The sequence below is a fragment of the Candidatus Magnetominusculus xianensis genome, from assembly GCA_001541255.1.
GTDB lineage: Bacteria > Nitrospirota > Thermodesulfovibrionia > Thermodesulfovibrionales > Magnetobacteriaceae > Magnetominusculus > Magnetominusculus xianensis.
Window position 1 is genome coordinate 13,029 of record LNQR01000019.1, and the last position, 26,600, is coordinate 39,628.

The 26,600-nt window shown below is 48.2% G+C and carries 20 protein-coding genes and 1 pseudogene; all 21 read right to left on the reverse strand.

From position 1 onward, the window contains the following. Positions 1 to 29: 29 nt before the first annotated feature. The 21 genes and pseudogenes from ASN18_RS02005 to ASN18_RS02100 all read right to left on the reverse strand — a co-directional run bounded on the left by ASN18_RS02005 (position 30) and on the right by ASN18_RS02100 (position 26,558). On the reverse strand, positions 30 to 2,714 hold the full coding sequence (locus ASN18_RS02005) for a response regulator (RefSeq protein ID WP_085050925.1): 2,685 nt from the start codon (positions 2,712 to 2,714) through the stop codon (positions 30 to 32). Further along, positions 2,702 to 3,754 (reverse strand): ATP-binding protein, encoded by a 1,053-nt coding sequence (locus ASN18_RS02010; RefSeq protein ID WP_236861437.1) that lies wholly within the window; start codon positions 3,752 to 3,754, stop codon positions 2,702 to 2,704. The genes ASN18_RS02005 and ASN18_RS02010 overlap by 13 nt, the downstream gene beginning before the upstream one ends. 1 nt (position 3,755) lies before the next feature. Beyond that, positions 3,756 to 4,124: an STAS domain-containing protein gene (locus tag ASN18_RS02015; RefSeq protein WP_085050927.1), complete on the reverse strand. Its 369-nt coding sequence runs from the start codon at positions 4,122 to 4,124 to the stop codon at positions 3,756 to 3,758. A gap of 13 nt (positions 4,125 to 4,137) precedes the next feature. Then, on the reverse strand, positions 4,138 to 5,376 hold the full coding sequence (locus tag ASN18_RS02020) for a PAS domain-containing protein (protein WP_085050928.1): 1,239 nt from the start codon (positions 5,374 to 5,376) through the stop codon (positions 4,138 to 4,140). 251 nt (positions 5,377 to 5,627) lie between these two features. Further along, positions 5,628 to 7,502, reverse strand: a complete 1,875-nt coding sequence (gene cooS / locus ASN18_RS02025; protein ID WP_085050929.1) for an anaerobic carbon-monoxide dehydrogenase catalytic subunit — start codon at positions 7,500 to 7,502, stop codon at positions 5,628 to 5,630. A 105-nt stretch (positions 7,503 to 7,607) separates the two neighbouring features. Beyond that, a complete protein-coding gene (locus ASN18_RS02030) occupies positions 7,608 to 8,858 on the reverse strand; it encodes a M48 family metallopeptidase (RefSeq protein ID WP_085050930.1) in 1,251 nt (416 codons plus the stop codon). Further along, positions 8,859 to 11,738 carry an Hsp70 family protein gene (locus ASN18_RS02035; protein ID WP_085050931.1) on the reverse strand — a complete coding sequence of 960 codons (2,880 nt, stop codon included), beginning with the start codon at positions 11,736 to 11,738 and terminating at the stop codon, positions 8,859 to 8,861. Further along, positions 11,738 to 13,579: an Hsp70 family protein gene (locus ASN18_RS02040; protein WP_085050932.1), complete on the reverse strand. Its 1,842-nt coding sequence runs from the start codon at positions 13,577 to 13,579 to the stop codon at positions 11,738 to 11,740. The genes ASN18_RS02035 and ASN18_RS02040 overlap by 1 nt, the downstream gene beginning before the upstream one ends. A gap of 56 nt (positions 13,580 to 13,635) precedes the next feature. Continuing rightward, entirely contained in the window at positions 13,636 to 14,277 is a 642-nt protein-coding gene (locus tag ASN18_RS02045; protein ID WP_236861438.1) for a DUF2760 domain-containing protein, read from the reverse strand. An 85-nt stretch (positions 14,278 to 14,362) separates the two neighbouring features. Further along, positions 14,363 to 15,490 carry a helix-turn-helix domain-containing protein gene (locus tag ASN18_RS02050; protein WP_236861439.1) on the reverse strand — a complete coding sequence of 376 codons (1,128 nt, stop codon included), beginning with the start codon at positions 15,488 to 15,490 and terminating at the stop codon, positions 14,363 to 14,365. A gap of 89 nt (positions 15,491 to 15,579) precedes the next feature. Then, positions 15,580 to 15,705, reverse strand: a complete 126-nt coding sequence (locus ASN18_RS17745) for a C2H2-type zinc finger protein (protein ID WP_306688521.1) — start codon at positions 15,703 to 15,705, stop codon at positions 15,580 to 15,582. 3 nt (positions 15,706 to 15,708) lie between these two features. After that, a complete protein-coding gene (locus tag ASN18_RS02055; RefSeq protein WP_236861440.1) occupies positions 15,709 to 16,140 on the reverse strand; it encodes an ATP-binding protein in 432 nt (143 codons plus the stop codon). Between the two features lie 43 nt (positions 16,141 to 16,183). Continuing rightward, the gene (locus ASN18_RS02060) at positions 16,184 to 16,660 is read right to left on the reverse strand and encodes a peroxiredoxin (protein ID WP_085050936.1); all 477 of its coding nucleotides are present in this window, start codon (positions 16,658 to 16,660) and stop codon (positions 16,184 to 16,186) included. A gap of 23 nt (positions 16,661 to 16,683) precedes the next feature. Continuing rightward, a complete protein-coding gene (locus tag ASN18_RS02065; RefSeq protein ID WP_085050937.1) occupies positions 16,684 to 17,070 on the reverse strand; it encodes a cupin domain-containing protein in 387 nt (128 codons plus the stop codon). Then, entirely contained in the window at positions 17,063 to 18,559 is a 1,497-nt protein-coding gene (locus ASN18_RS02070) for a leucyl aminopeptidase (protein WP_236861441.1), read from the reverse strand. The genes ASN18_RS02065 and ASN18_RS02070 overlap by 8 nt, the downstream gene beginning before the upstream one ends. 65 nt (positions 18,560 to 18,624) lie before the next feature. Then, positions 18,625 to 20,010, reverse strand: a complete 1,386-nt coding sequence (locus tag ASN18_RS02075; protein WP_085050939.1) for a sigma-54-dependent transcriptional regulator — start codon at positions 20,008 to 20,010, stop codon at positions 18,625 to 18,627. A 16-nt stretch (positions 20,011 to 20,026) separates the two neighbouring features. After that, complete coding sequence (locus ASN18_RS02080) at positions 20,027 to 21,694, reverse strand: two-component system sensor histidine kinase NtrB (protein ID WP_085050940.1); 1,668 nt, start codon at positions 21,692 to 21,694, stop codon at positions 20,027 to 20,029. Positions 21,695 to 21,701: 7 nt separating this feature from the next. Continuing rightward, positions 21,702 to 22,736, reverse strand: a pseudogene (locus ASN18_RS02085) (type II secretion system F family protein); the annotation flags it as partial. A gap of 160 nt (positions 22,737 to 22,896) precedes the next feature. Further along, on the reverse strand, positions 22,897 to 23,319 hold the full coding sequence (locus tag ASN18_RS02090) for a MerR family transcriptional regulator (RefSeq protein WP_157072785.1): 423 nt from the start codon (positions 23,317 to 23,319) through the stop codon (positions 22,897 to 22,899). Between the two features lie 9 nt (positions 23,320 to 23,328). Further along, positions 23,329 to 23,940 (reverse strand): NAD(P)H-dependent oxidoreductase, encoded by a 612-nt coding sequence (locus ASN18_RS02095; protein ID WP_085050943.1) that lies wholly within the window; start codon positions 23,938 to 23,940, stop codon positions 23,329 to 23,331. After that, positions 23,937 to 26,558 carry a hypothetical protein gene (locus ASN18_RS02100; protein WP_157072786.1) on the reverse strand — a complete coding sequence of 874 codons (2,622 nt, stop codon included), beginning with the start codon at positions 26,556 to 26,558 and terminating at the stop codon, positions 23,937 to 23,939. Before ASN18_RS02100 ends, ASN18_RS02095 begins: the two co-directional genes overlap by 4 nt. Positions 26,559 to 26,600: the final 42 nt, after the last annotated feature.

Here is a 26,600-nt window from a genome sequence, read left to right on the forward strand (position 1 = left end):
TTTGTCAGGCCCTAAGGCGGCTTCCTGCTTCACACCAGCGCAGTGTGCGTCTGTGCCTCGCGCAGCATATCGAGGGCAGCCTCAAAGTCAAAACCCCTGATTGCCTCGTCTATCTTTTTGTAGTGCTGAGGGAATGCCGCATTGAACATGTCTGCATTGTTGTCAAGGACATCACCGGCATCGGCATTGTCATCGGCAAGCAGCGCTGCAAGCTGCTCACAAACCTTATTCAGCCTCTCAGGGTCAACCTGAGTCTGTGCGCTTAGGGCAGGGTCTGGTGGCAGCGCCTGTTCCAGTGCCGCAATCAGCACAGCGAGCATATCTGCGACAACTGTAAGCTGTCTGTCTACAACCTCCCGCGCATGTTTTTCCTTACACTGGGTCTCAAGTATCGCCGCCTCTGACTGCACTTCACCAGCCCCGATATTGCCTGAGACACCCTTGGTGGTGTGTGCAATTCGCTCTGCGGTCTTCCAATCACCAGCAGCCAGCGCCTCTTCTACCTGAACACGCATGTCCTTTTGACCTGATATAAACTTTCTCAACATCGACAGATAGAGTGAACGCTTGCCAAGCACACGGCGCAGCCCGGACACGACATCCAGCCCCGGCACATTCAACGGTAAATAGGTCTCCGCCTGTGGCTTTACCTCCTGTTTAACCGCATGTGATGCACCTATGCCATCACGCGGTTTTACCCATTTCAGCAGCCCCTTCCACAGTTCATCTGGTTCAATGGGCTTGGATATGTGATCGTTCATGCCCGCTGCCAGGCACTTGTCCTTGTCTACCTGCATGGCATTGGCCGTCATCGCCACAATTGGCAGATCATTCAGGTGGTTGAGCTTGCGTATCTCTCTCGATGCGGTCACCCCGTCCATTACTGGCATCTGCATGTCCATAAGCACGATGTCATAGGGTGCAGCCTGCACCATGTCCACAGCAATCTGACCATTGTCGGCAACTTCTACAATGAACCCTGCATCTCTCAGCAGTTCAGTGGCGACTTCCTGATTCAACTCGTTGTCCTCCACCAGCAGTATGCGCGCACCCTTGATTGCAGCCAGTGCCTCCATGTTTACCGAGATACGTTCTATGCCTGATTCACGCCGCTCGGTCTGCTTGCCGCCAAGTACATACGCAATGCAGTCAAACAAAACGGAGGCATTAACCGGTTTTATCATAAAGTCTGAAATACCTGCCTGCTCTGCTCCCTTAATGGCATCCTCGCGGCCATATGCAGTTACCATTATCAGGTGTGGCTGCCTCTGCAGCGGGACGCTGCGAATGCGCTGCGCCACCTCTATGCCATCCATGCCCGGCATCTGCCAGTCAAGCATTACTATATCAAAGGGCTTCCCTTCCTGATCTGCCTTTGGAATTAACTCCAGGGCCATTTGACCGCTGCTTGCCTCTTGTGTGACAAGGAACATGCTCTCAAGCATGTCACATAGCACAAGACGCGCGCTGTCATTGTCATCTACGACCAATACCTGTTTGCCCTGCACGTCAATACTGAGGGCACGCACGCGCTGGCGTCCCTGCGCCTTGCCAAGCCGGGCGGTGAACCAGAAAGTGGAACCTTTGCCGTACTCACTGTCTACACCTACCTCACCGCCCATCAGTCCGGCAAGACTCTTCGATATGACAAGCCCCAGCCCTGTGCCGCCATACTTGCGCGTTATTGAGGTGTCTGCCTGCTGAAAGCTCTGAAACAACCTGCCGCGCTGCTCTTCGGTAAGCCCAATGCCGGTGTCTTTAACTGCGAAATACAGCAGAACATCCCTGTCAGACTCTTCACGCTTGCGTACCTGAACGCTGACTTCCCCTTGCTCTGTGAACTTCACTGAGTTATTAACATAGTTTATCATGATTTGCCCAAGACGCAGCGGGTCACCTATCAAGGCATATGGAACGCCTCGCTCCACATCGAAAACAAGTTCCAGTCCCTTGGCCGTCGTTTTCTCAACGACAAGATTTGCAACGTTCTCCATAACCTTGTCCAGTTGCAGTTCTATATTCTCAACAGTGAGCTTGCCCGCTTCAATCTTAGAGAAATCCAGAATATCATTAATTATGCCAAGAAGGTGCTGTGCTGAACCCTGAATCTTTTTAATGAAATCTCTCTGGCGCGGGGTCAAATCTGTCTTAAGTGTCAGGTGCGACATGCCGATGATCGCATTCATTGGTGTGCGGATTTCGTGGCTCATGTTAGCGAGGAAGTCAGACTTAGCCCTTGTGGCGTCCTCGGCTATTTCCTTGGCTTCCATCATCTGCGCGTTCACCTCTTCCATTTCGCGAAACAGCTCATCGCGCGACTTCTCAGCCAGTATCCACCGCACAAGGGTAATTTGTTCGCTTGACAGGGGTAAGCTGCTCAGTGTAGAGCGAAACTGAAGGACGCAAACTCCTGTGTTGTCTTTTACCTCCCTGACAACCCCAATCGAAGGCGGACAGTAAGGAGGTCTCATTTGCCCGGAAGGAATAAAATTGATGACAAGCCGTGCAATAGAGTCATTTTCAATATTAATATGTGCAGTGAGCGGCGGTTGTTTGGCTAACGCAGTGGCACAATCTGAAAGCCATGCCGCACGCACCGTAGTATCTAATGCCGATGTTACACATGCCATAGCATTGACCATCTTACGCCTAAACTCGATGAATGACCGTTCACCTTCAAGCGTCAGGGATACGAGGTGTTCTATTTCAGGCATTTTACCACCACGCAGGACACATCATCTGTCGATTTCCCTGCCTGAAGCATCACTTCCTTAACTATCTGTGTTGCCGACAGTGATGAGCTGCGAGTGAGTACGCTTACCCTTGCGCTCTCTGAGACGCCATCAGAGGCCATGACAATTATATCACCAGGCACCAACTCCACCGATTGTAAAAATATGCCCGGCATTCTTTCCCCTATAATACCATCGCGTGATACCCCTCGCCAGGGCCGCGCCCCAATCACACGAATATGGACATTTCCAACACCGGCGTATAAAAGCCGACGGCTTACAGTGTTGACAAAGGCCAATCCCACTGCGGCACCGCGTGTGCCAATTGCCATCCCATGGAGCAACAACAGTTGCTGCTCTATGTCTGAAGATATGGTCTCCATCATCTTTCGTCCGAACTGTTCTGCAAGCAGATGGGCCTCAGGGCCATGCCCTGAAACGTCGATGACGCCAAGCAGCAGCCCTGCATCCACAGGATGCAATACCGTTATATCTCCGCTGAGAGTTTCACGCGGGTGTGGACGCACCTCTGAGGCATACTCAATCTTCATAATACTGGATGTGCTGCGCTGTGACTGGCGGCTTGCTTGCCCAGAACTACTAACGCCATTGAGCCACTTGCTGGCAACAACCCTGGTTCCTTTTCCAACAACAGTCTCTATATTCATAGTTGACATGATGCGCTTAACCGCTGGAAGCCCAAGCCCAAGCGTACCGGCACTGCTGTAGCCGTCCTGCATTGCACGCTGGACATCACGAATACCGGGGCCGTTGTCTTGTGCAATCACCTGGATTGCATCATGCCCGTCATCAACAGTCCGCGAAAGCGACAGAGTGCCCTTGCCTGCAAACTTTAAAATATTTGTGCCTAACTCAGAAACAACCGTGGATATCAACACCCGGTCATCAAGGCTGATATCCTTCATAAAAGGCAGTGTCTTTGACATAGCGACTACCCCATGCAGACTGGCAAAGCTGCTTAGGTTGAAGCTGACAAATGTTGTCCCATTTGTGTTGACCATATCAACCACTCTCTCCTTTCCCGAATCGTTGAAGGGCCTCATCAAGCCCAAAAAAGTAGTTAGTGCCTTGCGTCTCTGCCTGAACTTCGGTGAGATAGACTACAATGCCAGCAGAGAGACTTACGATTGCCGTTTCAGCGCCAAGCAGGTAGACTGAATTGAGAAATGCCCTTGCACGATTAAACTCGGTCAGATTCAGCACGTCCACAGCGGAAAAGTCCAGTATCACCGCCTTAATATCAGACTTCACGATTTGTGTGAGTACCGCCTCGCACATGGCGTTAAAATCATCTGTATCCAGGTCAGGGTGCATTGTTACTACAATGACGCCTTGGGTCTTCGTTATGGCAACCTTAGAATTCACACTCATGCAGCATATCCCACTATTTCACTTTGTGAGCGTCGGTGTCATTGGCCTTTTTGCCAATGAGTGACTCGCCGACCATCACCAGCGCCTTCTCAAACGCATCGCGCAGCGTGGCAGTTGTACGTATAGCCTCGACATTCACCCCAAGCTCCACAATTGTACGCGCTATTGCCGGAGAGAGCCCTGAGACTATGGCCTCACAACCCATGAGACGGGTCGCCTTAGTTATCTTTATCAACTGATTCGCAACGGCAGTGTCAACAGTTGCCACTCCGCTGATATCCAGCACAAACACCTTTGCGCGCATCTCAGAAATCATACTAAGCGACTTGTTCATTATATCCGATGTACGCATTGAATCAAGTACACCAACAAGCGGCAGCAGCAGTATGCCCTCCCAGATTGGTGTTACGGGGGTGGACATCTCCTGGACGGCACGGTCAAGCTCGTTTCGCATCTTCTCGGCCTCCTGCGCCTCGGCAAGCGCTGCCTCAAGCGCCTCGCCCTGACGGACTTGTGCCGTAATGTCATATGCAAATTTGACTATCTTAACTGGTTTTCCATTTGGATCGAATATCGGAGAGTAAGTAGCCTCAAGCCAGACAGACTCCCCTGCCTTGTCAAACCGCTCAAACCGTCCCCTGTTGAACTTGCCTTGTGCCAGGTCAGCCCAGAACTGGGCGTATGCCTGAGAAGCGGCGAATTCCTTGTCAACGAACATACGGTGGTGCTTACCTTCAATCTCGTGGGCTTCGTATCCCATGCGGTCAAGAAATAGGTCGTTCGCCCGAATTATTGAGCCATCTGTATTAAACTCAATTACCGCCATGGACTTCTCAACCGCATCAATTTTGCCTGTGGCGTTAGCACTGGAGAGCTTCTGGTTAGTGACTTCAGTAGCGAGCTTAATGACCTTCAAGACCTTACCGTCAGCGCCGAGTACAGGGTTATAGGTTGCCTGAAGCCAGACCTCGCGCCCACCCTTGGCTAAACGCATGTAATCAGACGCACAGAACGTGCCTTTTTTTAGCATATCCCAGAATTCTGTGTATTGGGATGATACCGCAAACTTGGGCTCGACAAATATACGGTGATGCTTGCCTCGGATTTCATCGATAGTGTAACCCATGCATTGAAGGAACATGGCGTTGGCATCTATTATTTCCCCGTCAACTGTAAACTCGATAATAGCGTTGGAGCGGTCAATGGCTCCGATGAGGGCCTTCGCCTCGTTTAAATCACCCTTGTATTCCATTATATCCTCCCCGTATATACATTAAGCACAAGGGCCTAGTCTAAAACAAATCCTGCCCCCTGATGCCATGGCTCACTCACAAAATAAACTACCCGCTTGTACTATAAACAATTCAGCGATAAAAATTCCATTTTATCAAAAATATGCCGAAGTAATTACAAATTTACCCATGTGTTTGCCGCTTGGCATATCTCCTCTGGCGGCAGCCCCAAGAAGGGATTTTATTCCCTCCCTGGGATAATGCCTCAGTGCTATATGCCTAAGGCTTTTCTTTTTTTCATTATGTGGTCTTCAATCCCGTTTACAATCTGAACAGGGTCATCGCCGATGGCAATTTTCCCTCCTGTAAGATTCTCGATATCTTGAGTCAGGAGTTTAACCACATCAGGGGCGCCTGTTACAGCAGGTACCGGAGATACATGTGTATAGAGACCAAAGGCTACTGCAAACAAGGCGTCAATCGTAGCTTTTTGCTCCATAAACTCAGGAGCTGTTACAGCTACTGGCAACTGTGACACGTCAACGCCAAGTGCCCCGGCAACGGCTGTTACCAAATTAGCAAGTCTTCCCGTATCAGTACAGGTGCCGAAACTCAGCGCTGGCGGAACTCCCAGGGCCTTGCATACGCTTTGCAGCCCTGCCCCAGCCAGCGCTATAGCATCAAGGCTTTGCAGTCCCGCTACCTGTAAGGCTGCATTTCCACACCCAGCACTAAGTACCAAAATATCTCTCTTTATCAGCTCCTTAGCAACTGCTACGGTCAGGGCGTCCTGTGGCCCGTTTGTTAGGGTTGAGCAGCTTACCAGGGCAGTGATGCCTTTTATAGACCCCTGTTTTACTGCATCGAGAAGTGGGGTCAAGGTTCCTCCAAGTGCTTTAAGCACAGATTCAGTTGAAAACCCTACTATTGCACTTTGTTTTTTCTGAGGTATTAATGTATCCTTACCCTTTCTCTTTACAAAGTTATCTATAGCTATGGTTATTAGCTTCCCTGCAATCTCCTCTGCGTTTTCAGGAGTATAATCAAAGTTATTGTTTACGCCCACTATTCTGACGAGTTTCGACACGCTGGCTACAGTTGAGTTATATTTATCTGCAAAAATGCCCAGAGTTGGCACAGAACAGTTCATGTCAACCGCAAAAAGGTCTACAGCTCCGGTTGCCATTACATATTCCTGGTTTATCCAATTGCCGGTAAGCCCTACAAACACATCGTCTGTGGGAAATCTCTGAATCAATTCCTGCCCAGTCTCGATAGAACCAACTACTCTGATACCCTTAGCGCCTTTGTCACGTGCAAGCTGTTGAATATCTTCACGATGTGCCAGCTTTATTACAGCCGCCCCAACAAAAGGTTCATGACCGTTTGGCAGAATGTTTACATAGTCTTTGTCTATTATGCCAACATCTACAAAAGTCTCATGGGGCGTAGGGGAGCCAAACAGGATGTCCTGGACAATCTCAAGTGGAATTTGGGAGCAATAAGCCATGGAGATGGCCATTCTAAAAGCCATTTTCGCTAAAGATACATAGTCTGAGTCAATATTGGTCATGCACCTGGTTTCTGTATCCAAAATTTCATGAAGTGGACCGCCCGGGAAAATCCCCATATCCTTCCAGATTCGCTTACGTGACTCTGGCGCAAATATCTCAACAAGCTTTGATTCCTCATCAGAGTCGCGGTGAAGTTCATTCAGGAAAAATTCGGCTACTTTTAAGGCAGTTTGCTTTACGCTGTCCTGCCTGCCTACTCCCAGAGTATCGGCAACATTGTTCAACATCTCTTCATTTTTTATCTCATAAAAACCCTTTCCCTCGCCCACAGCCTTTAACGTCTTGAAGGCTGTTTTTGCATGATGTGAGTACGCAGCAGTGCCAAAAACGTGCAAATGCACCAAATTCCTCATCACCATACCGTTTGCGTCTATGCCGCAGACTCCTCTGTCGGCATACTTTGTTATCCTGCATGGTCCATGACTGCATAATTGACAGCTTAAACCCTGTTTACAGTAATTACAGCGGGTTTTTTCCTGAGCCTCAAAGCGCTCAGGCAGACTTGACATGCCATCTTTCTTAACTCTTTCATGGAGTTCGTTGATGCTTCCGTGACTACTTACTTTTTCCATATATCCTCCAATTATTTACGTATAGTGAGGCAATAATAACTTAAAATATCAATAAATAAAATGATGCTTATCATATAACGCCATTTTAAACAGATTGGTTATTAATTATGTTCGATTGAGATTCGCCAGGTAATTAACTCTCTCCAAAACTGGCGGGTGGCTGTAGTGAAACAACACATACAGGGGGTGCGGGTGGAGATTCGATAAGTTGTCCTTTGCCAGCTTCACTAGGACTGAGATCATCTTGTCAGACCTGCCTGTCAGTGCGGCGGCAAAGCGGTCAGCCTGTCTTTCGTATCTCCTTGAGGCGGCATTCGAAAAAGGTTTGAATGGAAACACCACTATGCCCGCTATAAAGCTTATGAGCAGGAGTTTTACAAAAAATGAATTCTCATCTATGTTAAAAATATCCAGCACCGCATCTGTCTTAAGAACAATATGAAAACAGTACAAGGCCGCCAGTGTCATAACTTCATATGCGGCTATGAGTTTTAACAAATGACGTTTTCTCCAATGACCGGCCTCATGCGCCAATATGGCAAGAAGCTCCTCGTCGTCTACTTTTTCTATCAGCGTGTCATACAGTATTATGCGCTTAACCTTCCCAATGCCTGTAAAGTAGGCGTTTGTATGCGTTGAGCGGCGCGAGGCGTCCATCTTAAACACGCTTTTCACCGTTATCCCTGCCCTGCCCATCATCTCCTGTATCTTCTCAACCATCGATTCTTCTGATATGGGCGTAAACTTGTTAAATAACGGCTCGATTATATACGGTGACACATACATAAGCGCTATACTAAATATAAAAAACACCACCCACACCCAAAGCCACCAGAAATCCGGGCTCCTCTGTATAACATATAACCCAACTGCTATCAATGCCCCCATCAGGATTGTCGAAATCACCAGTGATTTTATCGAATCCGTCAGCCATACTCTCAACGTTGTCGTATTAAAGCCATACTTTTTCTCTATCTTAAACGTGCGCCACAGACTAAATGGAATCGACAGTATCGTCTCCCCATAGCTCAACAATAGAAAAAAGACCACCCCGCAATACATAAACGATAACTTAAACGACATTACCCATGAACTATACGCGTTTAACAGACCGCCGAAGATAAATCCAATTACCACTATGTTATTAAACATGGACTCTACAACGCCAAAGCGCATGTTTTCTATCTGATAATCGCAGGTCTTCTTTAACAGGGCAGCATCAACGCTTCCCCTAAACCCATCAGGCACTACTGACCCCTTTGCTGTCATGTGCCTTATGTTTATGAACTCAAGATAATACCCGAAGCACTCCTTTAATATGTATGCCGTGAGGATTATAAAGAGCGGCGTGTTCATTTATTTTGCGGCATCAGGTGCATGTTCTACGATAAGTCCTATCGGGAGGGATTCGCCAAATATTTCGTTTTCATCTGTGTTATCAAGCGGTGTCAGCTCCTCTATCTGCCTGATAAAGCGTCCTGCCCATTTAGCTGGGGAACTACCTTGTTTATATGTCAGGAGTTTTTTTACGATTTCCCCGCGCAGGGCATCATCTATGTCCCGTGTCCTGTCTCCGGTTTTTCTGGCAAGCTGGGCAATTGCATATGCCGAATCCTCCGGTCTTGCATCGCTTACGGCAAGACATTCTCCAATCCACCTCTCTGCAGTCTCTTTCGTAACCTGCCTGTCCAGTTGGCCGTAAAAGCTCACCCTTGCCCCTAGTCTTGATAATGACCAGAAGTGGCTTCCCAGTACCCTGCCCTTTTCTTTTTTAATTATTACAAGCAGTTCGTCTCCTAGGGCCGTCTTTATCTGAGGACTAAGGTGTTCAAGACTTGATACAAGCATCCACAGCTCCACATATTCTGAACTCTCAAGGCGCGGGCCTTTTTTCTTTTGCATGATAAACGGTGCTATGCGCTTATAGACAATGTCCTGATGCTGTGTGCTGAGTCCTCCGGCAACACGCCTCCACAGTATCCACCACTCGCTGCGGCACTGCCCGTTGCGCGAGTACTTCACCCCCTCAGAAAATTGCTTCCACAGTTCCTTTATCCTCCAGTCATCCAGTGGATGCCCAAAGCCGGGTCTCAACAGGAAGCCCGCAAGATTAAGCCACCGTGCCTCATGCCCCGGCGTAACCAGGCGCCTCTGGCGCAGTTGAATCAGCGTATCCCACATCTTTCTGATTGCAGGAAGAGGCCAGTCGGCCTTGTTATGAACCCCAAGCACACCCGGCAAGGCCCTCGGCAGGTCATCTGGATTTTGGCCAGTAAATGCGCCCTCTATAAGTTTGACTGCATCGTCAATGTTTGATTCATTGAGCGTGTGCAGGTCCCCGCGTGCCGACGGTGGTTGATTTGGCAGGTCTGGTCCTCTGCGTATGTCAAACGCAAGTTTCCACTTATGGGTTGTTGTCTTTGATTCGCACCACACGTCAAGCGTGCCGTATTCGTTTAGCCGTATGCCAAGTGATACGGGGATTGTGGCAGCAACGGCCTTTTTCCCGTAATTCAGGATAGTCTTTATCTGTGGGAGTTCTGTAAAGGAATCCCTGTCAGCACTGATAATATCCCCCGGCCTGTCACCTGCCCGGTATGAAGAACAGTATACCGAAAAAGAAACAGGCGTGTTGGCGGCAACCTGGAACTCAGGCTCAAGTATATGCAGCTCTCCGCCTTCTTCAAATCCCCGCGGCACTATGCAGGCAGCAGCGATGAGGTCGTCATCAGAGCTTTCGCCGGTCTTCACGGCTATGTAGTATGCCTTGCCAAGCCCACCTGATATTTTTATCTTCTTTGTGGGGGAATTTACTCCTGAATCTACTGCCGCCTGCCTCTTTACAAGTCCATAGTACGCCGCACCCAAAGATACCGCGTGGTCATACCTGTCGTTTTCAAGTATGTCTAGCGCCCAATCAGGCTTACCTCCAAACCAATGCCTCAGTCCATCGATGGCACACTGTCTGATAAGCGGCGACTTGAAGACCCCGCCGTTAAATAACACCATATCAGGGCGCACGATGTCCACTCCACCGTCACTAACTACGGGAAGCGCCGGATTTACTGCATGTCTTTTCAAAAACGAGGCAAGATGCCTCATCACTGCCGTATCAGTCACGTATGGAAGACCTAGCTCCTGAAATCCTGTGCGCTTGTCCTTAGTAATCTCGTCTGACTTATCGACCTGCTGGAAGAATCCTTCTAAAGTCACGCGCCTTACGTCTTCATAGGTGATCTGTCCTTTTACAGCGCCGCCTATGACGCTGCGCCCTGTACCAAGAATGGAAATGTCAACAGCCCCTGGTGTCTCAGCTCTTCCTTGCGTATCACAAAGGAGCTGTTCCTTTGCTGCCCTGCACTGCTCAGACAGCGACACCCAGCCCTGAATGCCAAGCGTGCGTTTCCCTCCAGGTAATATTCGCGCCTCCATCTCCATTGCCAGGGCAAGGTCCATGTTATCACCGCCTAGCATCAGATGGTCTCCAACTGCCATTCGCTGAAACACCGGAAGACCGCCAAGCTCCTTCAGCGTGATAAGATTAAAGTCCGTCGTCCCGCCGCCAACATCAAAAACAAGGATCAGTTGGTATAATTTAATGAACTCCTGCCAGTTTTCTTCATGCACAGAAAGCCATGAGTAAAAAGCCGCCTGCGGCTCTTCAAGCATTGAGAATGTCCTAATGCCCGCTATTTTTGCCGCCTCAGAGGTCAACTCCCTTGCAGATTCGTCAAACGACGCCGGTATGGTGATTACAACAGTCTGATTTTCCAGTTTATGCTTTACATCTCCACGGGCAATACAGTAGTCCCACGCCTCTTTGATGTGTCTCAGGTAGCGGCTTGACGCCTCAACAGGTGAGAGCTTCCCACCGGCTGAGTCTTGCCTTCCCCAGGGTAAAATCGGAGATTTGCGCCCTACGCGGCTGTGGCAGAGCCATGACTTTGCCGATGTGACAAGATTTAACGGTGCCATAGCGCCTTTCACCCTGGCATACTCGCCAACAATACCGGACGTGTCTTTTGACCACGGCAGTACACACGAAGTGAGTTCGTATTGGGTTGGCAGATATAAAAATGACGGCAGCTGGGGGCATTCCTTAACCTGTCCTTCGCCTGTCAACTGTGGGATTTCAAATATGTGTATCTCTTCGCCGACCTCTGTATCGGCATACGAGACTGAGGAGTTTGTCGTGCCAAGGTCTATGCCTATGATATATCGGGAGCGCCCTGACACTAATCCTCTTGCCGGCCCTCTTGCCGGACACTGAACTCGAGCTTCCACTTGCGCTGTCCCTCAAGCGCCTCACACCACAGTTCAAGCGTCCCTATCTCTGTCAGATAACTATGAATCTTCACTGGCACCACAGCACCCTCACTTCCACCGGCGTTTCCATCTGCCTCAAGTGTGGCCTCTAATGAGGCAAGCTCTGACAGCTCTGTCTCATCCCATTCGTCAAGCACCTGCCCGGGCGTGTCTTCTTTTCTGATGTTTGAGCCAAAAAATCTGAACACCGACTGCTCACCGACAACAAGGCCAAACACATGCCCTGCAATACCCGTATCTGTGCCCTCTTCCATCCCAAACGGCACAACGCAGACGGCCTTAACCGGCGTGGGCATCCCCGGCACAGCCGGCATAGAGGTCTCAACCCCAATGTAGTAAGCCCGCCCCGCACCGCCTCTTACCCTGATGCCCTTTCCTCTTTTTGTAAACCCATAGTAGGCAGCCCCATTGGCAACGGCAGTATCGGGGTCATCTCCGGCAAGCAGTGTTACTGCCTGGGCGCCTTCTGCCTCTAACCACCCGCTGAGGACTTCCCTGACCCGCTCCCGCAGCGATATACCCTTTGTTACGCCGCCGTTAAATAATATCTTCGTGGGATGAATAAATGACTTTTCAGTCTCTTTAGCCCCAAGGTGCTGCTTAAGGAATTTTGATAAAAACTTCGTCACCGCCGAGTCAGACGAATACTGAAGGCCAAGTTCTTTAAAGCCCGACGCGCGTCTCTCGATGGGGTTGTCTTTAATAGTGCATTTGGGGAAGAATCCTTCCACAATTGATTGCTCTACCTCTTGTCTTTCCAGAACGGTCTTTATTGTGCCGCCAACGACAGACCGCCCGCGCCCAAGCACTACGATATCTGCACTGGCACACGCAGTGTCGCTGAGTATCTTTTCCTTTGCGTCGCGGCAGCTGTGAATCAGGCCCAGCATCTGATGTGAATCAATGTTTACTCCTTCGTCGTTAAATTTCTTTTTAACCGCATAGGCAAGCGTAAGGTCCATGTTATCGCCGCCAAGCAGTATATGGTCACCAACGGCGATTCTCTTTAAGACCAGCTCGCCGTCTTCCTCACACACCTCAATAAGGCTGAAATCTGTCGTTCCGCCCCCTATATCACACACCACGACTATATCGCCAACCGCAACATCCTTCCTCCAGCCATCGGCATTCCCATTTACCCAGGCGTAAAAGGCACTCAGCGGTTCCTCAATCAGATTAACATCGGCAAGACCTGCGGCGGCGGCGGCCTTCACTGTAAGTTCACGCGCGGCGGCGTCAAACGATGCGGGGACAGTAAGGTAAATGTCCTGTGCCTCCAGTTCATTTGCTTTGTCTGTGGAGGCCATAGTGTGGTTCCACGCCAGCCGTATATGATTTAAGTATGCCGCTGATACCGCTACTGGAGAGAGCTTCTCAGCCGCGTCTGTAACGTTCCACGGCAGTATAGGGGAGTTCCTGTCAACCCCTGAATGACACAGCCACGACTTTGCCGAGGAAATGACGCGGGTTGGGGCCTGTGCGCCGCGCGTAAGGGCATACTTGCCGGTGACATTTTTCATAGCTTCAGGTGCAGCCCACGGCAGCTTATAACTTATCTCAGGCCTTTCAGACTCAAGCGGCATATATAGAAACGACGGCAACGACTGTAGCTTTTCTACCATTCCAATGTCTGTAACCTGCGGTATTTCAAAGAGATTACACTGAGTATCGTCCTTCAGTGTATCTATATACGAAACGACACAGTTGGTCGTCCCTAAATCTATTCCAACTATAAATGGTGAATTTTTCATCGGTAACTCCTGTAAAAGGCGGGAATTTTATCGGGAACACATCTCAATTTAACACATTAAAGGATTTCAACCTCTGCAGGCTCTACAATGCTGAGGTCCTGACCGCCGGAAATCTCAGGCAAAGACGTCTTAACAACACGCCAGCCACAGTGCCTCAGCACACCGCGAAACGGGGGCTGCCCTGTAACATTGCCCGTTAGTCTGACTGCCGATGGGTCAAAGCCTGCCTCCACCGTTACATCATTACCTTCGGGTTCGTGCCTGACTGGTTCGATTTTTATATATTCCGTAATGGCCTCCCTGCATCCTGAGTGAATCGCCCTAACTGCGTTGCCAATTTGAGCGTCGCTGAATCCGCTGACATCCTCCTGAAGGAAGTCTATCAGGCGCCCCTTTTTCTGCAAGATCATAAGTGTTTGGGCGGATTTAGGCTCGAAGGCGGGCGCTGCCTGAATCTCAGGTACTGCCTTAACTTCAGGCACTGCCTCATTAGGCAGTATCTCATTCACTGAAGAATTCGCAACCATAGAGCTTACCACGCCATATATAACCGCCGACATGATAATACCAAGGGCAACAAAAATCCCCACAAGTAATACCTTCTCAACGCTCAGACTAATCGCAATAAACGCTAACAAGGCCGCAGAACCAGTCATGAGCGCCGCAATAACTACAAAAAGTTTCTTCTTGTCCAGCACAGTGGTACTATAACAACATTACGTGGGTATTGTCAATATTTTGGAGACTGTTGGTCAGGGCGTCAAAGTGGGGGGGAGTCTTTTTCTAATTAGTATCGCCTGTCACGGTCAATTCGGGCTTATCTGCCTCTGGTTGCTGCATATTTAACACATCAACGGCACCAATACTGCCTCCATCACTTGATCCACCTGATTCACCGCTGTAGGAGAATGTCTCAGCACCGGCTACAACTGTGCCGTTCAGCTCTTTTTCGCCTGTCAATGCAGTTGGTGTGGCAGCCATGTTTTTGACATCTGGCTTTTCAGGTGTTTGCACAGGCACATCTGCCGACTGAACTTCTGCTGGAGTTGGGGCTGCTGCTGGGCTTTCAGATTTGCTTGAGTCAAGCGGTGGCTTTTGCCCGGCTGATTTAGCCTTTTCTACGGCTGTCTTTAGAGACTTAAGCGATGCTGTCATTGCCTTCATCTTTTGTACGGCCTTGGACATATCCTTTAGTTCCGGCTTATTTATTACTGGTGCCTGCGGCTGGGTTTGGGTACTTGCCTCAGCGGTTGACATATTTAATATGTTCATTGACTCTTTTATTTTGTCAGATGGTTTTTTGGTTGTTTTTTTTGTATCCGGTAATTTTGAGACGGCCTTTTTCTCGACTATAACTGGCGTTTTTTCTGAGTTTTTTGCACTGTCAGGCTGAAGGTCAGGCGACTTTCCATTTCTTAGTGCCTGGTTGTCACTGCTGCCAACTGAACTGGTTACAGCAGTATTCCCTTCTTTGGCAGCACTGAATATTTTTGCCGAAGAATATACGATAACGGCCAAAAAAGCCAAGAACACTATCAAATAAACCAAATGGCGCGTGTAATCTGTAGTGTTGTTCTCAAGCAAGTTTGTTGGCTGCTTTGCCGGTTGTTCTGGCCCGCCGGTATCAATTTTTACGCTGCTAGCATATTTAGAGGTATTTAATTTAACTTGTGATTTAACTGGATAAAATCCATCCTCCTGTAAAATCCTCAAACCCTCTGTACTGTCCATATTTAAGGACTCTAAATATACGCGGATATAACCTTTTGTGAATACTTCACAGGGCAATGCCTTAAAGTCTTCGTCTTCCAATGCCTTCAGATAGGACAGCTTTATCATTGTCGTTGCGGATACATCCTCCAATGACAAATTCGCCGCCTGACGGCTTTTTCTGAGATAGTCCCCTATCACTATACCAACCCATACATATTATAATTGTATGATTTAATAAAGTCAAATTATTTTTTCATGACTGCTCACGGCAGCTCTTATTAATCTGCTCAACACGAATGAAACGTAAACAGGTGCGTAAATAACTCATCAGGGGAGTCGAAGACTACGCCGCAGTGCGGGCAGTTTTCTCTAAAACCGCCGTTGGGTGTGTCTTTCGGCCTGCATTCCAGCATGTTTCACGCGGTGCGGGCAACGGTAAATCTCAGAATATTTTTACCGTCTTCGCGGCTGTAACTAACATCATCCATAAGCTGTTTCATAAAAAAAATCCCAAGCCCGCCTATCTTTCTATTGTCTATATCGGCTTCTAAATCAGGTTCGGCAACAGCCGTCGAATCAAACGGCACACCCTCATCTATTAACTCAACATGCAAATCCCCTGCCTCATCCACCTTTATAACCATTTCGGCAGTGCCGGGGGGCTGCCCTTCATAGGCATATGATGCAATATTAACAAATGCCTCCTCAATAACTAACTCAACCTCCCCTACCCGCTCGGCTGTGAATCCATGGGCGTGGGCGCATGAGGCGGCAGCATCCAAAAACTCACGCAGGTGGTCAAGCGCTGCCGGAAGTTTAACCTCTGATATAACTATCAATTCTGGCATATTTGGCTTCTCAAATATTTTGGGCATTTCGGGCTATTGGGCTTCACTGTGAAATCCTCTTCAGGTCTTCTACAACTCTCAGTGCGTGGCCTTTGGCCTTGACCGCTTTGTAGTGTTTTATTATCGTGCCGTCATGGGCTATTATCACAGTTGAGCGGATTGTCCCCGTTGTTGTCTTCCCGTATGAGGTCTTCTGCCCCCATGCGCCGTAGAGTTCCATTACCTTGTGCTGCGGGTCACTCAAGAGCGGAAAATTAAGCGCATATTTCTCTTTGAACTTCTTATGGCTTTCCAGTGAATCAGCGCTCACACCCGCCACACGGGCATACGGAAGGATTATATTTAAGCTGTCTCTGAAGTCACATGCCTCTTGTGTGCAGCCCGGGGTGTTATCTCTTGGATAGAAATATAGTACAAGATGTTTGGCCTCTTGCAATAAATCGCTCAGTTGAAAATCCCTCTCCTGACCATTTGCATCTATTCCCGCTAATGTAAACTCAACAGCCTTTTGCCCTTCCATTTGGCATCCCCCCTATCAGTCTCTTACTGCCCAGCAGACATGCCCGGCTCTGTTACGATTACAGTGTCTTCATGGCTGTACGGCGGCACACATGCGCAAAGTACTTTTATTGGAACTGTGCCCGTGTTTTTGAGCTTGTGCGGCGTGCCTGGCTCAATACATACGGTGTCACCTGCTGAGACCTCAAACACATCCCCGCCAAGCGTCATAAGCCCCCTGCCTGCTGTAAAGTAATATATCTCCTCTGTCAGCTCATGTTTGTGCAGACTGGTCTGCCCGTTGAGTTTTACAATTGCCTCGGCCAGGCTCTGTTTTTTGTTTCCGTGAACCTGGGGGTGCATCAGTTCCCTTATCTCTGAGCCGTCTTTGGTTGTGTATGCGTTTATTTTTTTATATGTTGTCTTAATCATGCCTATTTAAGAGATAATTCATTATCAGTCTGACCCCTATGCCCGTTGCCCCTTTACGTATGTATGGTTTATCTTTGTCGGCAAATGCAGTAGAGGCTATGTCCAGATGTACCCACGGGGTATCTGTTACGAATTCACTGAGAAAATACGCGGCAGTGACAAGCCCGCCTGTCCTTCCCCCGATGTTTTTTATGTCGGCTATGTCGCTCTTGAGATAGTCCTTGTATTCCTCGTAAAGCGGCATCTGCCACACACGCTCATACGTCTCTTTGGATGCCTTTTTCAGTTCGTCCATGAGGGCTTCGTTATTTCCCATCATAGCTATGGCCTCGTTACCAAGCGCTATTGAACACGCACCGGTCAGTGTGGCCATGTCGATTATAACGGCTGGCTTGTAGTGTTTTATCGCATAGCCAATTGCGTCGGCAAGGACAAGGCGTCCCTCGGCGTCCGTATTTAGTATCTCGATGGTCTTGCCGGTGATAGCGGTAACCACATCGCCGGGGCGTGTGGCATTGCCTCCCGGCATGTTCTCAGTTGCTGGCAGCACTGCTACCAAATTTATATCAAGCGACAGCTCCGACGCCGCCTTTATTATCCCCAGGGCAGCAGCCCCGCCTGCCATATCGTATTTCATCTTTTCCATCCCATCAGCAGGCTTCAGAGACAGCCCACCGCTGTCAAATGTGATGGATTTGCCAATTATCGCTACAGGGGGCATTTTTACCGGGCCGCCATAGTACTCTATGACTATAAACTTCGGAGGTTCTGCCGATCCCTTCGACACAGACAGGTATGACCACATACCCTCTTTTTTTGCATCCCAGGCATCCAGTATATTTACCTTTACAAGTTTGCCGGAGAGGGACTTCGCCGTTTCTGCCAGTATCGTCGGTGTCATATCAGATGACGGCGTGTTCACTAAATCGCGGGCAAAACTTACGGCAGGGATAACGGTGTCAAGCCATTTCATTGAATCAGCCGAATTATCAGATTGAGCGGCATCAAGCACTGTCAGGGTTTTCAGACTTTGGGGCTGGTCTTTTTCAGGCCTTTTATACCTCCTGAACTCGTAGCTGCTTAACACACCACCTTCAACAAAATAGAATGCCGCACTATGCTGCGCGCCGTCTAATATCCTCAGCTCCTTAAATATCGCCGCTGAAAGGGCTGCTGAGATGACTTCATGCCCTTTGAGATATTTTGAAATAAAGACCTTGCCGCCGACCCTTCTCAGCCTTTCTGCCGTTAACTGTTCTGCCTTGCCTAATCCAACAAGGACAACCCTGCCGGTCTTCGTGTGCAGGAGGGTCAGCTCTGTGTGCTTGCCGGTGAATTCCTTTGTGTCAAGTACGTGTTTTATCAAACCCGCGGTCTCATCATCAAGCCCTGCGTACACGCTGCCCTTATAATCTTCTGTAAACGGTAAGATCAGTACGTCTGCCTTTATATCAGTCAAAGATATATTTTCAACAATCCTTATTTCCAAGCCGTCCCCCTTTTGAATAATATCGCGTATATTGTATCACAGTGCGCCGCGTTACGCAACGTAAATCAATTTATGCCATATTTTTTCAGCCTGTGCCTGAACTGCCTGAACGAGATATTAAGGAGCCTTGCAGCGTCTGTCTTACTGCCACCTGCCTTTTCAAGCGCCATAAGCAGATACCTTTTTTCGGTCTCCATCAGTATATCATCAAGCGATACACCACCTTCTGAGAACTCGACACCCTCTATGAACTTAACACCCTCTAAACAAGGCACAGGCTGTGACACAGTCTGACCAGAGCGTATATCTTCGGGGATTTCTTCCTCTGTAATTACAGATTTATCAGTAAAAGTAAGCAGCCGGTCAAGGGTATTCTCAAGTTCCCTGACATTACCAGGCCACGGGTATTTCATCATCACATCTATTGCCCCGCGTGTGAACTTCACATGTGCAGCATTGTTTTTATCCAAATAGTGGTCAATCAACACGGGAATGTCTTCCTTTCTATCCCTGAGCGGGGGCAGGTGTATGGGGATGACATTTAATCTGTAAAACAAGTCAGCCCTGAATCTGCCTGCTGCCGCCTCGTCTTTTAAAATCTTATTTGTTGCAGAGATAATCCTCACATCAACAGTTATGTCTTTAGTGCCACCTATGCGCCTGAATGAGCCGTCCTCAAGAACACGTAGAAGTTTGGCCTGGAGGTTTAGCGGCATATCGCCTATTTCATCGAGGAATATAATGCCGCCGTCAGCCGCCTCAAACAGTCCGGTTTTATTTGAATTCGCCCCTGTGAACGAACCTCTCATATAGCCAAAAAGCTCACTCTCAAGAAGTCCTTCAGGAAGGGCAGCGCAGTTTATTGGGATAAATTCCTTGGCAACGCGCTTACTGAGGTTGTGGATAGCACGTGCGATAAGCTCCTTACCGCAGCCGCTTTCGCCTGTTATCAGCACATTGGCGCTGCTCTCTGCAACCTTGGGAATGCTTAAGAGCAGGTCACGAATCGCCTTACTCTTACCTGCCACCTTTTGAAACGTGAACACTACCTGTGAGCGGAGGTTTTTGACCTCCCGGCTTAAGAGACGCCTCTCAAGGGCATTTTTGACTATTAGCCTGATCTCGTCTATCTTAAACGGCTTGTTTATATAATCATATGCGCCGGATTTCATTGCCTCTATTGCGTCTTCTGTCGTACCAAAGGCGGTTATCATCAACACCATCGTCTCAGGGGAGAGTTCCTTGACGCCTTTTAATATCTCATGACCGCTGCCAAGCGGCATTTTAATGTCTGTTATTACGATATCGAAGATGTCTTTTTTCAGAATTTCAAGGCCTTCTCTGCCGTCATACGCGCTTATAACGTCATAGCCCTCGCCCTCAAGCAGGAGTTTTAGTATATCGTTCATGCTTTTTTCGTCTTCTACTACGAGTATCTTGCCCTGATTCATTTTTAAATACCCTCCATCATTGAGCCATTGGCAATATTATTGTGAAGGTTGTACCCTCCCCCTCGATGCTGCTCACTGTTATCCTGCCCATATGGTCCTGTATAATCCTGTATACTATGGCAAGGCCCAGCCCTGAACCTCCTTTTTTTGTCGTAAAAAATGGATAAAATATCTTTGTTAATGTATCCGGGTTTATGCCGCCGCCATTGTCTTCAAACGTTATTCTAACATAACCTTGCAGGGCTTTAGCATCTATCACAATCCGCTTGTCAAGGGCTTCAGCCACAGGACATCCGAACGACTGCACCGCGTTCAGGCACAAGTTCCAAAATACCTGCTTAAGTTTGTCCTTGTCACCACTTATTGTCAAATCGTCATCTATACCGGAGGCAATTAGCTGTAGAGCGCTGGTGTCTTGCCCTGTTTGTCCTGTTTGTCCTGTTTGCCCAACTAGGGAGTTTCGAAGCATCTCAATGGTCTCTCTTAGTACGGCTGTGATAGAGATTATTTTGAACTCTGGCGGGCGTGGATTTGAATAGACAAGGAAATCAGTGATAATCTTATTAAGCCTGTCCATTTCATAGAGGGCTATTTCCATAACCCTTGCCATCTTGTCCGCTGGGACTTTTCCTTCTCTTAGCATCTCAATAGAGGCGCGCAGGGCAGCCAGGGGGTTTCTTATCTCATGGGCTATGTTTGCTGAGAGTTCTCCAATGGCCGCGAGTTTTTCTTTTTCCTTCATTTCCCGCTCCAGCTCTGTTATCTTTGTCAAGTCCTCAAAGGTAATAACAAATCCCATCATTTGGCCTGTGTTGTCCTTGTGTTCGGAGAGTTTTAATTCGATTATCTTATGGGTTGCCGTCATTGTTCCCTTATATATCCCCTTCTTTACCGGAAGTATGACAAAATCAAATACCTCCGTGATTGTCATCCCCACTGCCGCTTCACGGTTGATACCGGTTATCTCCTCAGCCGGGCGGTTGAACAACATAATGCTGCCTTCAGTGTCTGTGTAGAGCAGGCCGTTAGGTATGTTTTCTATAACCTCACGGTGAAAGGCATAGAGGTCGCTGAAGTCCCGCTCGGTTTTTATCAGAGTGGTTGACGTCCGCTCAAGATTTATCAGCAGGTTGCGGCTAAGGTAGGCGATTAAGAAAAGGGCTGTTATGTTGGCAAATATATTATAAAAGAAATCCTTCGGACTCAGACTTCTCACATATGGCACTTTTAATATCTGGTAGAACTGCAGCTCCAGGGCGATGCCATATAAAATACCGCTGAGACCGGCTACAATTAAAATCGTCCGCTTTCCCAGCGTAATCCCAGCGCTTATTATGTTTACAAGCAAAAGAAAAGAAAACCAGCTATCTATCCCGCCGGTTATCAAAATCAATGTGATAATTAAAAATATATCGAATATTACTTGAAAATATGTAAAGTGATAAAATGATTTCTCTACGGCACTGCTGGACTTTTCATCTGATTTTTCATATGACTTCTGAAGGACTTTAAAAATTACAAGATATATGATGGTCAGAAAAAAAATAGAGGCCGCAAGATAGGAAAGAAACATCGGATATATAAAGATTACAAACTTCTGGTCATAAAGAAAAAACGAGGCCAAGAGCAGATACGTAATAAAGACCCTCAGGAGGATCAACGACCTGAGCTTGGTAATTTCCACTTGCAGGTTACTTAATCAGTGTTACCATCTTAAATATCGGCAGATACATGGCAACAACTGTAAAGCCAACCGTGCCGCCAAGAAACACTATCATCATCGGTTCCATCAGGGCTGTGAGGTTTGAGACGGCCTGGTCAACCTCCTCATCATAAAAATCAGCTATCTTGGAGAGCATAGAATCAAGCGCACCCGTTGACTCACCAATAGATACCATGCTGGTTACCATCGGCGGGAACACCTTCGACTTCGACAATGGCTCGACTATTGTCTGACCCTCTGTTACCGAGCTTCTGACGATGTTTATAGTCCTCTCCACTACCTTGTTACCTGATGTCTTCGCGGTATTTTCAAGCGCTTCCAGTATGGGCACACCGCTTCTGATTAGTGTGCCAAGCGTTCTGGTAAATTTTGCCACAGCAACTTTCTGTATAAGCACTCCAAACACGGGCAGCTTTAAGAATATCTGGTCTGTGGCATACTTGCCCTTATCGGTACTTCGTATTTGTTTGTATATAAACGTAAGCGCCACTATCACAACCACAATTATTACGCCGCCCCAGCCGGCTATGAAATTACTCATCGCAATAATTATCCTCGTAGGGGCAGGCAGCGTACCGCCTAATGAGGCAAACATCTTTGCAAATGTCGGCACAACAAACACCATTATAACGCCGATACAGACAACGGCTATCGAAATAATTACCACAGGATAGGTCATAGCGCCCTTGACCTTCTTTTTCAGTCTGAGGGCCTTCTCTATATAATCGGCAAGATTCTGCAGCACCGAATCAAGAATACCGCCTAATTCGCCGGCCTGCACCATGTTAGCATACAGCTCGTCAAAGACTTTTGGATGTTTTTTTACCGCGTCGGCGAAGGTTGTACCACTTTCGACGTCTTCTTTCATATTGGCAATAATTGCCCGAAACGCGGGGCTTTCAGTCTGTACTGAAAGTATATCAAGCGCCTGGACAAGAGGTAAACCGGCGTCTATCATAGTAGAGAACTGCCTTGTAAACACCACAAGGTCCTTCGGGGAAACACTCCCACCCACTTTAAATGCCTTTTTTACGGGCTTTGCAGGCTTTACCTCAGCCATAACACCTCCATAGTACTCACTCCTAGATTATATCTAACCACAATAATATGTCAACATGTGTCATTTATAAATCATTTGATTTGATTTAAAAATTCAGGCAGCGCTATATTGTATCCAACTTCACCTTCCCAAGATAGACAACACAGCTTGAACACGTCATTTTATTGTCGTGACCACACCTCTTTTTATTAAGCTCCCAGCATGGAATCGACTTATCGACAAACGCTGAACAGTGCTGGCGTACCTGTTCCGGACACTTGGTTATCTCCCAGCACGGGGCATAGTCAAGCAAGAGCTTTAGCCCCTCAATACTTATCTTCCTGTCGTGTATCAGGTCTCTGATGCAATTGAGCCATTTAATATCGTTTTCTGAGTAGAAACGGTTCTTGTTTTTTCGTGAGGGCTTAATTAGACCGTGCTTTTCATACAGCCTCAGCGTCTGATCGGTTATCCCTGCCAGCTCTGCTGCAACCCCTATTGTATACAGAGGCCTGTCATCTCTGGAGTTTGCCATATTTGTCTTCACGCTGACCAACTATCTATACTCAACCAGGTCATCAAAGGCCAGCCTATATTTTTGTGGCTGAGGGTTCACCCTGTAACCAAAGGGAACAATCAGCGCAACAGTATGCTTTACCTCATCAAGGCCAAGCGCCTCCATTACCTTAGACAGAGAAAACCCACCAATCGGACACGAATCTATGCCGATGGCAGCGGCAGCCGTCATCATGTTCGCCGCCGCTATGTGACACTGTGTTATGCTCCATTGGCTGATATTTATGCCTGAGTAATAACTGGCGTAAAAGTCTCTTACCCACTTAAGCACCTCCGGGCGGTCAGCAAGGCAGGCAAAGCGCGCCTCTACATATTCAGACCCCGGCAGTAACTCTTCTATTTTTGCCGCTATTACTACCGCGTCACTGCATGTCGAAAGCTGTACCTGATTAAAACATGCCTCTTTCAGCTTTTCTTTTAACTCCTGTGTGCGTACTACGATAAACCTCCACTGTTCTAAGCCGAAAGACGAAGGGCTGAGACGCCCTGCCTCAAGAATAAACCGGAGGTCTTCATCCGGTATCTTTTTCTCTGCATCAAATATTTTACAAGCGTGGCGAAACTGCATCGCCTTCAGGAAGTCTCCCTTCATGGTTTTTCCTCCTTATGACCATCGTCTATGTTGTGTGTCTCATCAAGTTCCAGCTTTAATCCGGCTATTAAGATATCTTCTATTGTTCTTTCACTATCTGGTTTTGGCGGCGCTGCTGGTTTTGGCGGCATAATCGGCTTAATCGGCATAACTGGCTTTACTACCACTTCAGGCTCTGCCGGTACTTCAGGGATATCCGGCACTTCAGGGATAACCATGATTTCAGGTCTTGCATCCTTTTTAGATTTAGCACCTTTTTTAGATTTAGGCTGCACTTCAGGGGCAAGGTCAGGCTCCGGCTGTTTTAGCGCTTCTGGCACTTCTGGCACTTCTGGGACAGCCTCCTTTTTAGATTTAGCCCCTTTTTTGGGCTTAGGCTGCACAATTGGGGCAGCCTCAGGCTCAGGCTCCAATTCTGGCTCCAATGATATCTCGTACTCCTGTTCGGTAGTACCGCCGGTCTCCTGCGCTATTTCCATATCTACCAGCGCTGAGAGTGAGTTGAAATCGCTGGTGTCTATTTTCAGATTACCGGCCTCGTCCTCCATAGGATGGTCCAACTCTAACTCAAAGGGTATATTTAACACTGGTTCAGCACTATCCCCTGGACTAAGCTCTATTACCATTTCTGGCAGCTCCGAAGAGGCCCCGGCTATTTCAAGAGAAAACTCAGCAGGCAGTTGAAACTCTCCCTCCTCCACTGCGGCGGTTGATTCAACTGTTTCGGACAGAGCCTCATCAATTGCGCTGAAGTCGGCTGATATAGCGCCACCGTCTTCTATTTCCAACTCTAAACTATGGTCTGAACTAACGCTCAACTCTGAGGGAAATTCCTCCCTCTCAAGTTGAATATCACTGTCCAGCACGTGCTCACTTTCTTTGAGGTCATAATTACCTGAGTCAGAATCGGGCAAATCATCCACCTCAAGCTGAAACTTAAACTCAGGCATGGCCTCCTGCTGAGTTTCCGCTTCCGGCATATCATCGCTCAGTTTAATATCAGACATGGAGTCAATGTCGAACTTGTATTCTCCATCCTGCTCAGGTTGAGATAAAATGCTTATATCTTCATTATCTGCTGGTACGCCGTCATTGGTGATGTCATCAATTGTAAAATCTATATCTCCCTCTTTTCCATAATCAACCGTGATATCATCAGGCGACGCAACAGGAGGCTCATCGATGCCTGACTTCAGGGCAGCCGCATCTACAGTAAAGGCCTCTGGGTCTACCGTAAAGGCATCTGGCTCCATAGTAATGGCCTCGGGGTCTATTGTAACAGCCTCGGGGTCTACGGTAAAGGCATCTGGTTCCATAGTAATGGCCTCAGGGTCTATTGTAACAGCCTCAGGGTCTAACGTAAAGGCCTCAGGGTCTATTGTAAGTGCCTCGGAGTCAGCCGTGCCCTGGTCCTCATCTAAGCTGATACCGTGCCTGATACCGGAGTGGATATTTTCATTGAATGCCTCGTGGTCGCCATGATGCTGAATGCCTACGGTTTCTTCGTCGTCAGTATTGTGGGCGTATGCGTCTTTGCCAGAAAGAAGCCCTGCCCCCAGTGCTGCACCGGCTGCGACACCGGCTGCAATAGGTGCCGACGCACCAGAGCCTGCCTCTTCATAGTTTGGCTTGGCTAATGGCACAGTATCTTGTTCATAATCCGGCGAAGAGGCAGACTGACCCATAGGCACATATGACGAATCCGTCCTTTCCGCCTTATTCGCTGCCCAGTAACAGATAGCCGGTTGTGCAAGAACTGCCAACAGTGACAGTGCAAAAAGAATCATTGCAATAACAAGTATGACAAGCGATAAGGAACCAGGGAATAATGAGGCAAAAACGCCGCCTACGGCCATCACTACCGGCCCAATTAAAATTGCAAGGCTCAATAATCCATATTTCTTATTAATCCCAAGCCTCTCACATATACTCATCCACGGCACAACTTCAAGTATTGGTAAAACAAATATAATCAGAATCCACCACAATGGCTTATCAGCGGCCTGAACCTTCGTATACAAGTTGAGAATCGGTATCCATGCCATCCATGGCATAGGAACGTCCAATCGGACGGCAATCTTATAAAAGTAATAGCTGTGAAATATAAAACCAAGGACGATAAAGCCTATGATTCCAAAGACAATCAGAATAAGTGTCTTCGGATTAAAAGGCAAGTTCTTCGGCAGTGGCATGCCTGTATCCGGTGACTGCATCTTGGGCTTTGGTAATGTCCTCGCCGTGGGCTTTGGGGCGGGAGTGACCGAAGGCTGAACGGGCACGGGCGCTGCCGTAGCAACCGGCGGTTGTGCAGCCGCATGAGGCGCAGGTGTAACCGCTGCAGAGGGCGGTGGTGTTACCGCAGTAACAGGCGGCGGCGTTCCTGGAAGAGGTGTTGCTTTCGTAACAGGTGCAGCGGGTTTGGTCTTTGCGTCGGGTGCTGCCTCAGGCTTTTCGGGTTCCTTAGTCTCTACATCATCTTCGTTGGGCGGTGGATAATCGGTTACGTGAGAACGCCCGCCCTTGTCAATCCATCTGTACAAGGCGGCTGATGCTATATTTTGCACTAAGAACACCGATAATACTGTCAGTAAGACCGGTAAAATAAGCCTTTTTCCCATGCGTCCTCCCTTTTCACAGAACCCATATATAAAACCTGACCA

Excerpts from the sequence above, each read along its gene's own strand:
- ASN18_RS02065 (WP_085050937.1), bottom strand. The coding sequence starts at position 17,070 with ATGATTAAGACAACATATAAAAAAATAAACGCATACACAACCAAAGAC.
- ASN18_RS02055 (WP_236861440.1), bottom strand. The coding sequence starts at position 16,140 with ATGCCAGAATTGATAGTTATATCAGAGGTTAAACTTCCGGCAGCGCTT.
- ASN18_RS02040 (WP_085050932.1), bottom strand. The coding sequence starts at position 13,579 with ATGAAAAATTCACCATTTATAGTTGGAATAGATTTAGGGACGACCAAC.
- cooS (WP_085050929.1), bottom strand. The coding sequence starts at position 7,502 with ATGGAAAAAGTAAGTAGTCACGGAAGCATCAACGAACTCCATGAAAGA.
- ASN18_RS02020 (WP_085050928.1), bottom strand. The coding sequence starts at position 5,376 with ATGGAATACAAGGGTGATTTAAACGAGGCGAAGGCCCTCATCGGAGCC.
- ASN18_RS02005 (WP_085050925.1), bottom strand. The coding sequence starts at position 2,714 with ATGCCTGAAATAGAACACCTCGTATCCCTGACGCTTGAAGGTGAACGG.
- ASN18_RS02010 (WP_236861437.1), bottom strand. The coding sequence starts at position 3,754 with ATGGTCAACACAAATGGGACAACATTTGTCAGCTTCAACCTAAGCAGC.
- ASN18_RS17745 (WP_306688521.1), bottom strand. The coding sequence starts at position 15,705 with ATGCTGGAATGCAGGCCGAAAGACACACCCAACGGCGGTTTTAGAGAA.
- ASN18_RS02030 (WP_085050930.1), bottom strand. The coding sequence starts at position 8,858 with ATGAACACGCCGCTCTTTATAATCCTCACGGCATACATATTAAAGGAG.
- ASN18_RS02095 (WP_085050943.1), bottom strand. The coding sequence starts at position 23,940 with ATGAAGGGAGACTTCCTGAAGGCGATGCAGTTTCGCCACGCTTGTAAA.
- ASN18_RS02100 (WP_157072786.1), bottom strand. The coding sequence starts at position 26,558 with ATGGGAAAAAGGCTTATTTTACCGGTCTTACTGACAGTATTATCGGTG.
- ASN18_RS02015 (WP_085050927.1), bottom strand. The coding sequence starts at position 4,124 with ATGAGTGTGAATTCTAAGGTTGCCATAACGAAGACCCAAGGCGTCATT.
- ASN18_RS02060 (WP_085050936.1), bottom strand. The coding sequence starts at position 16,660 with ATGGAAGGGCAAAAGGCTGTTGAGTTTACATTAGCGGGAATAGATGCA.
- ASN18_RS02075 (WP_085050939.1), bottom strand. The coding sequence starts at position 20,010 with ATGAATCAGGGCAAGATACTCGTAGTAGAAGACGAAAAAAGCATGAAC.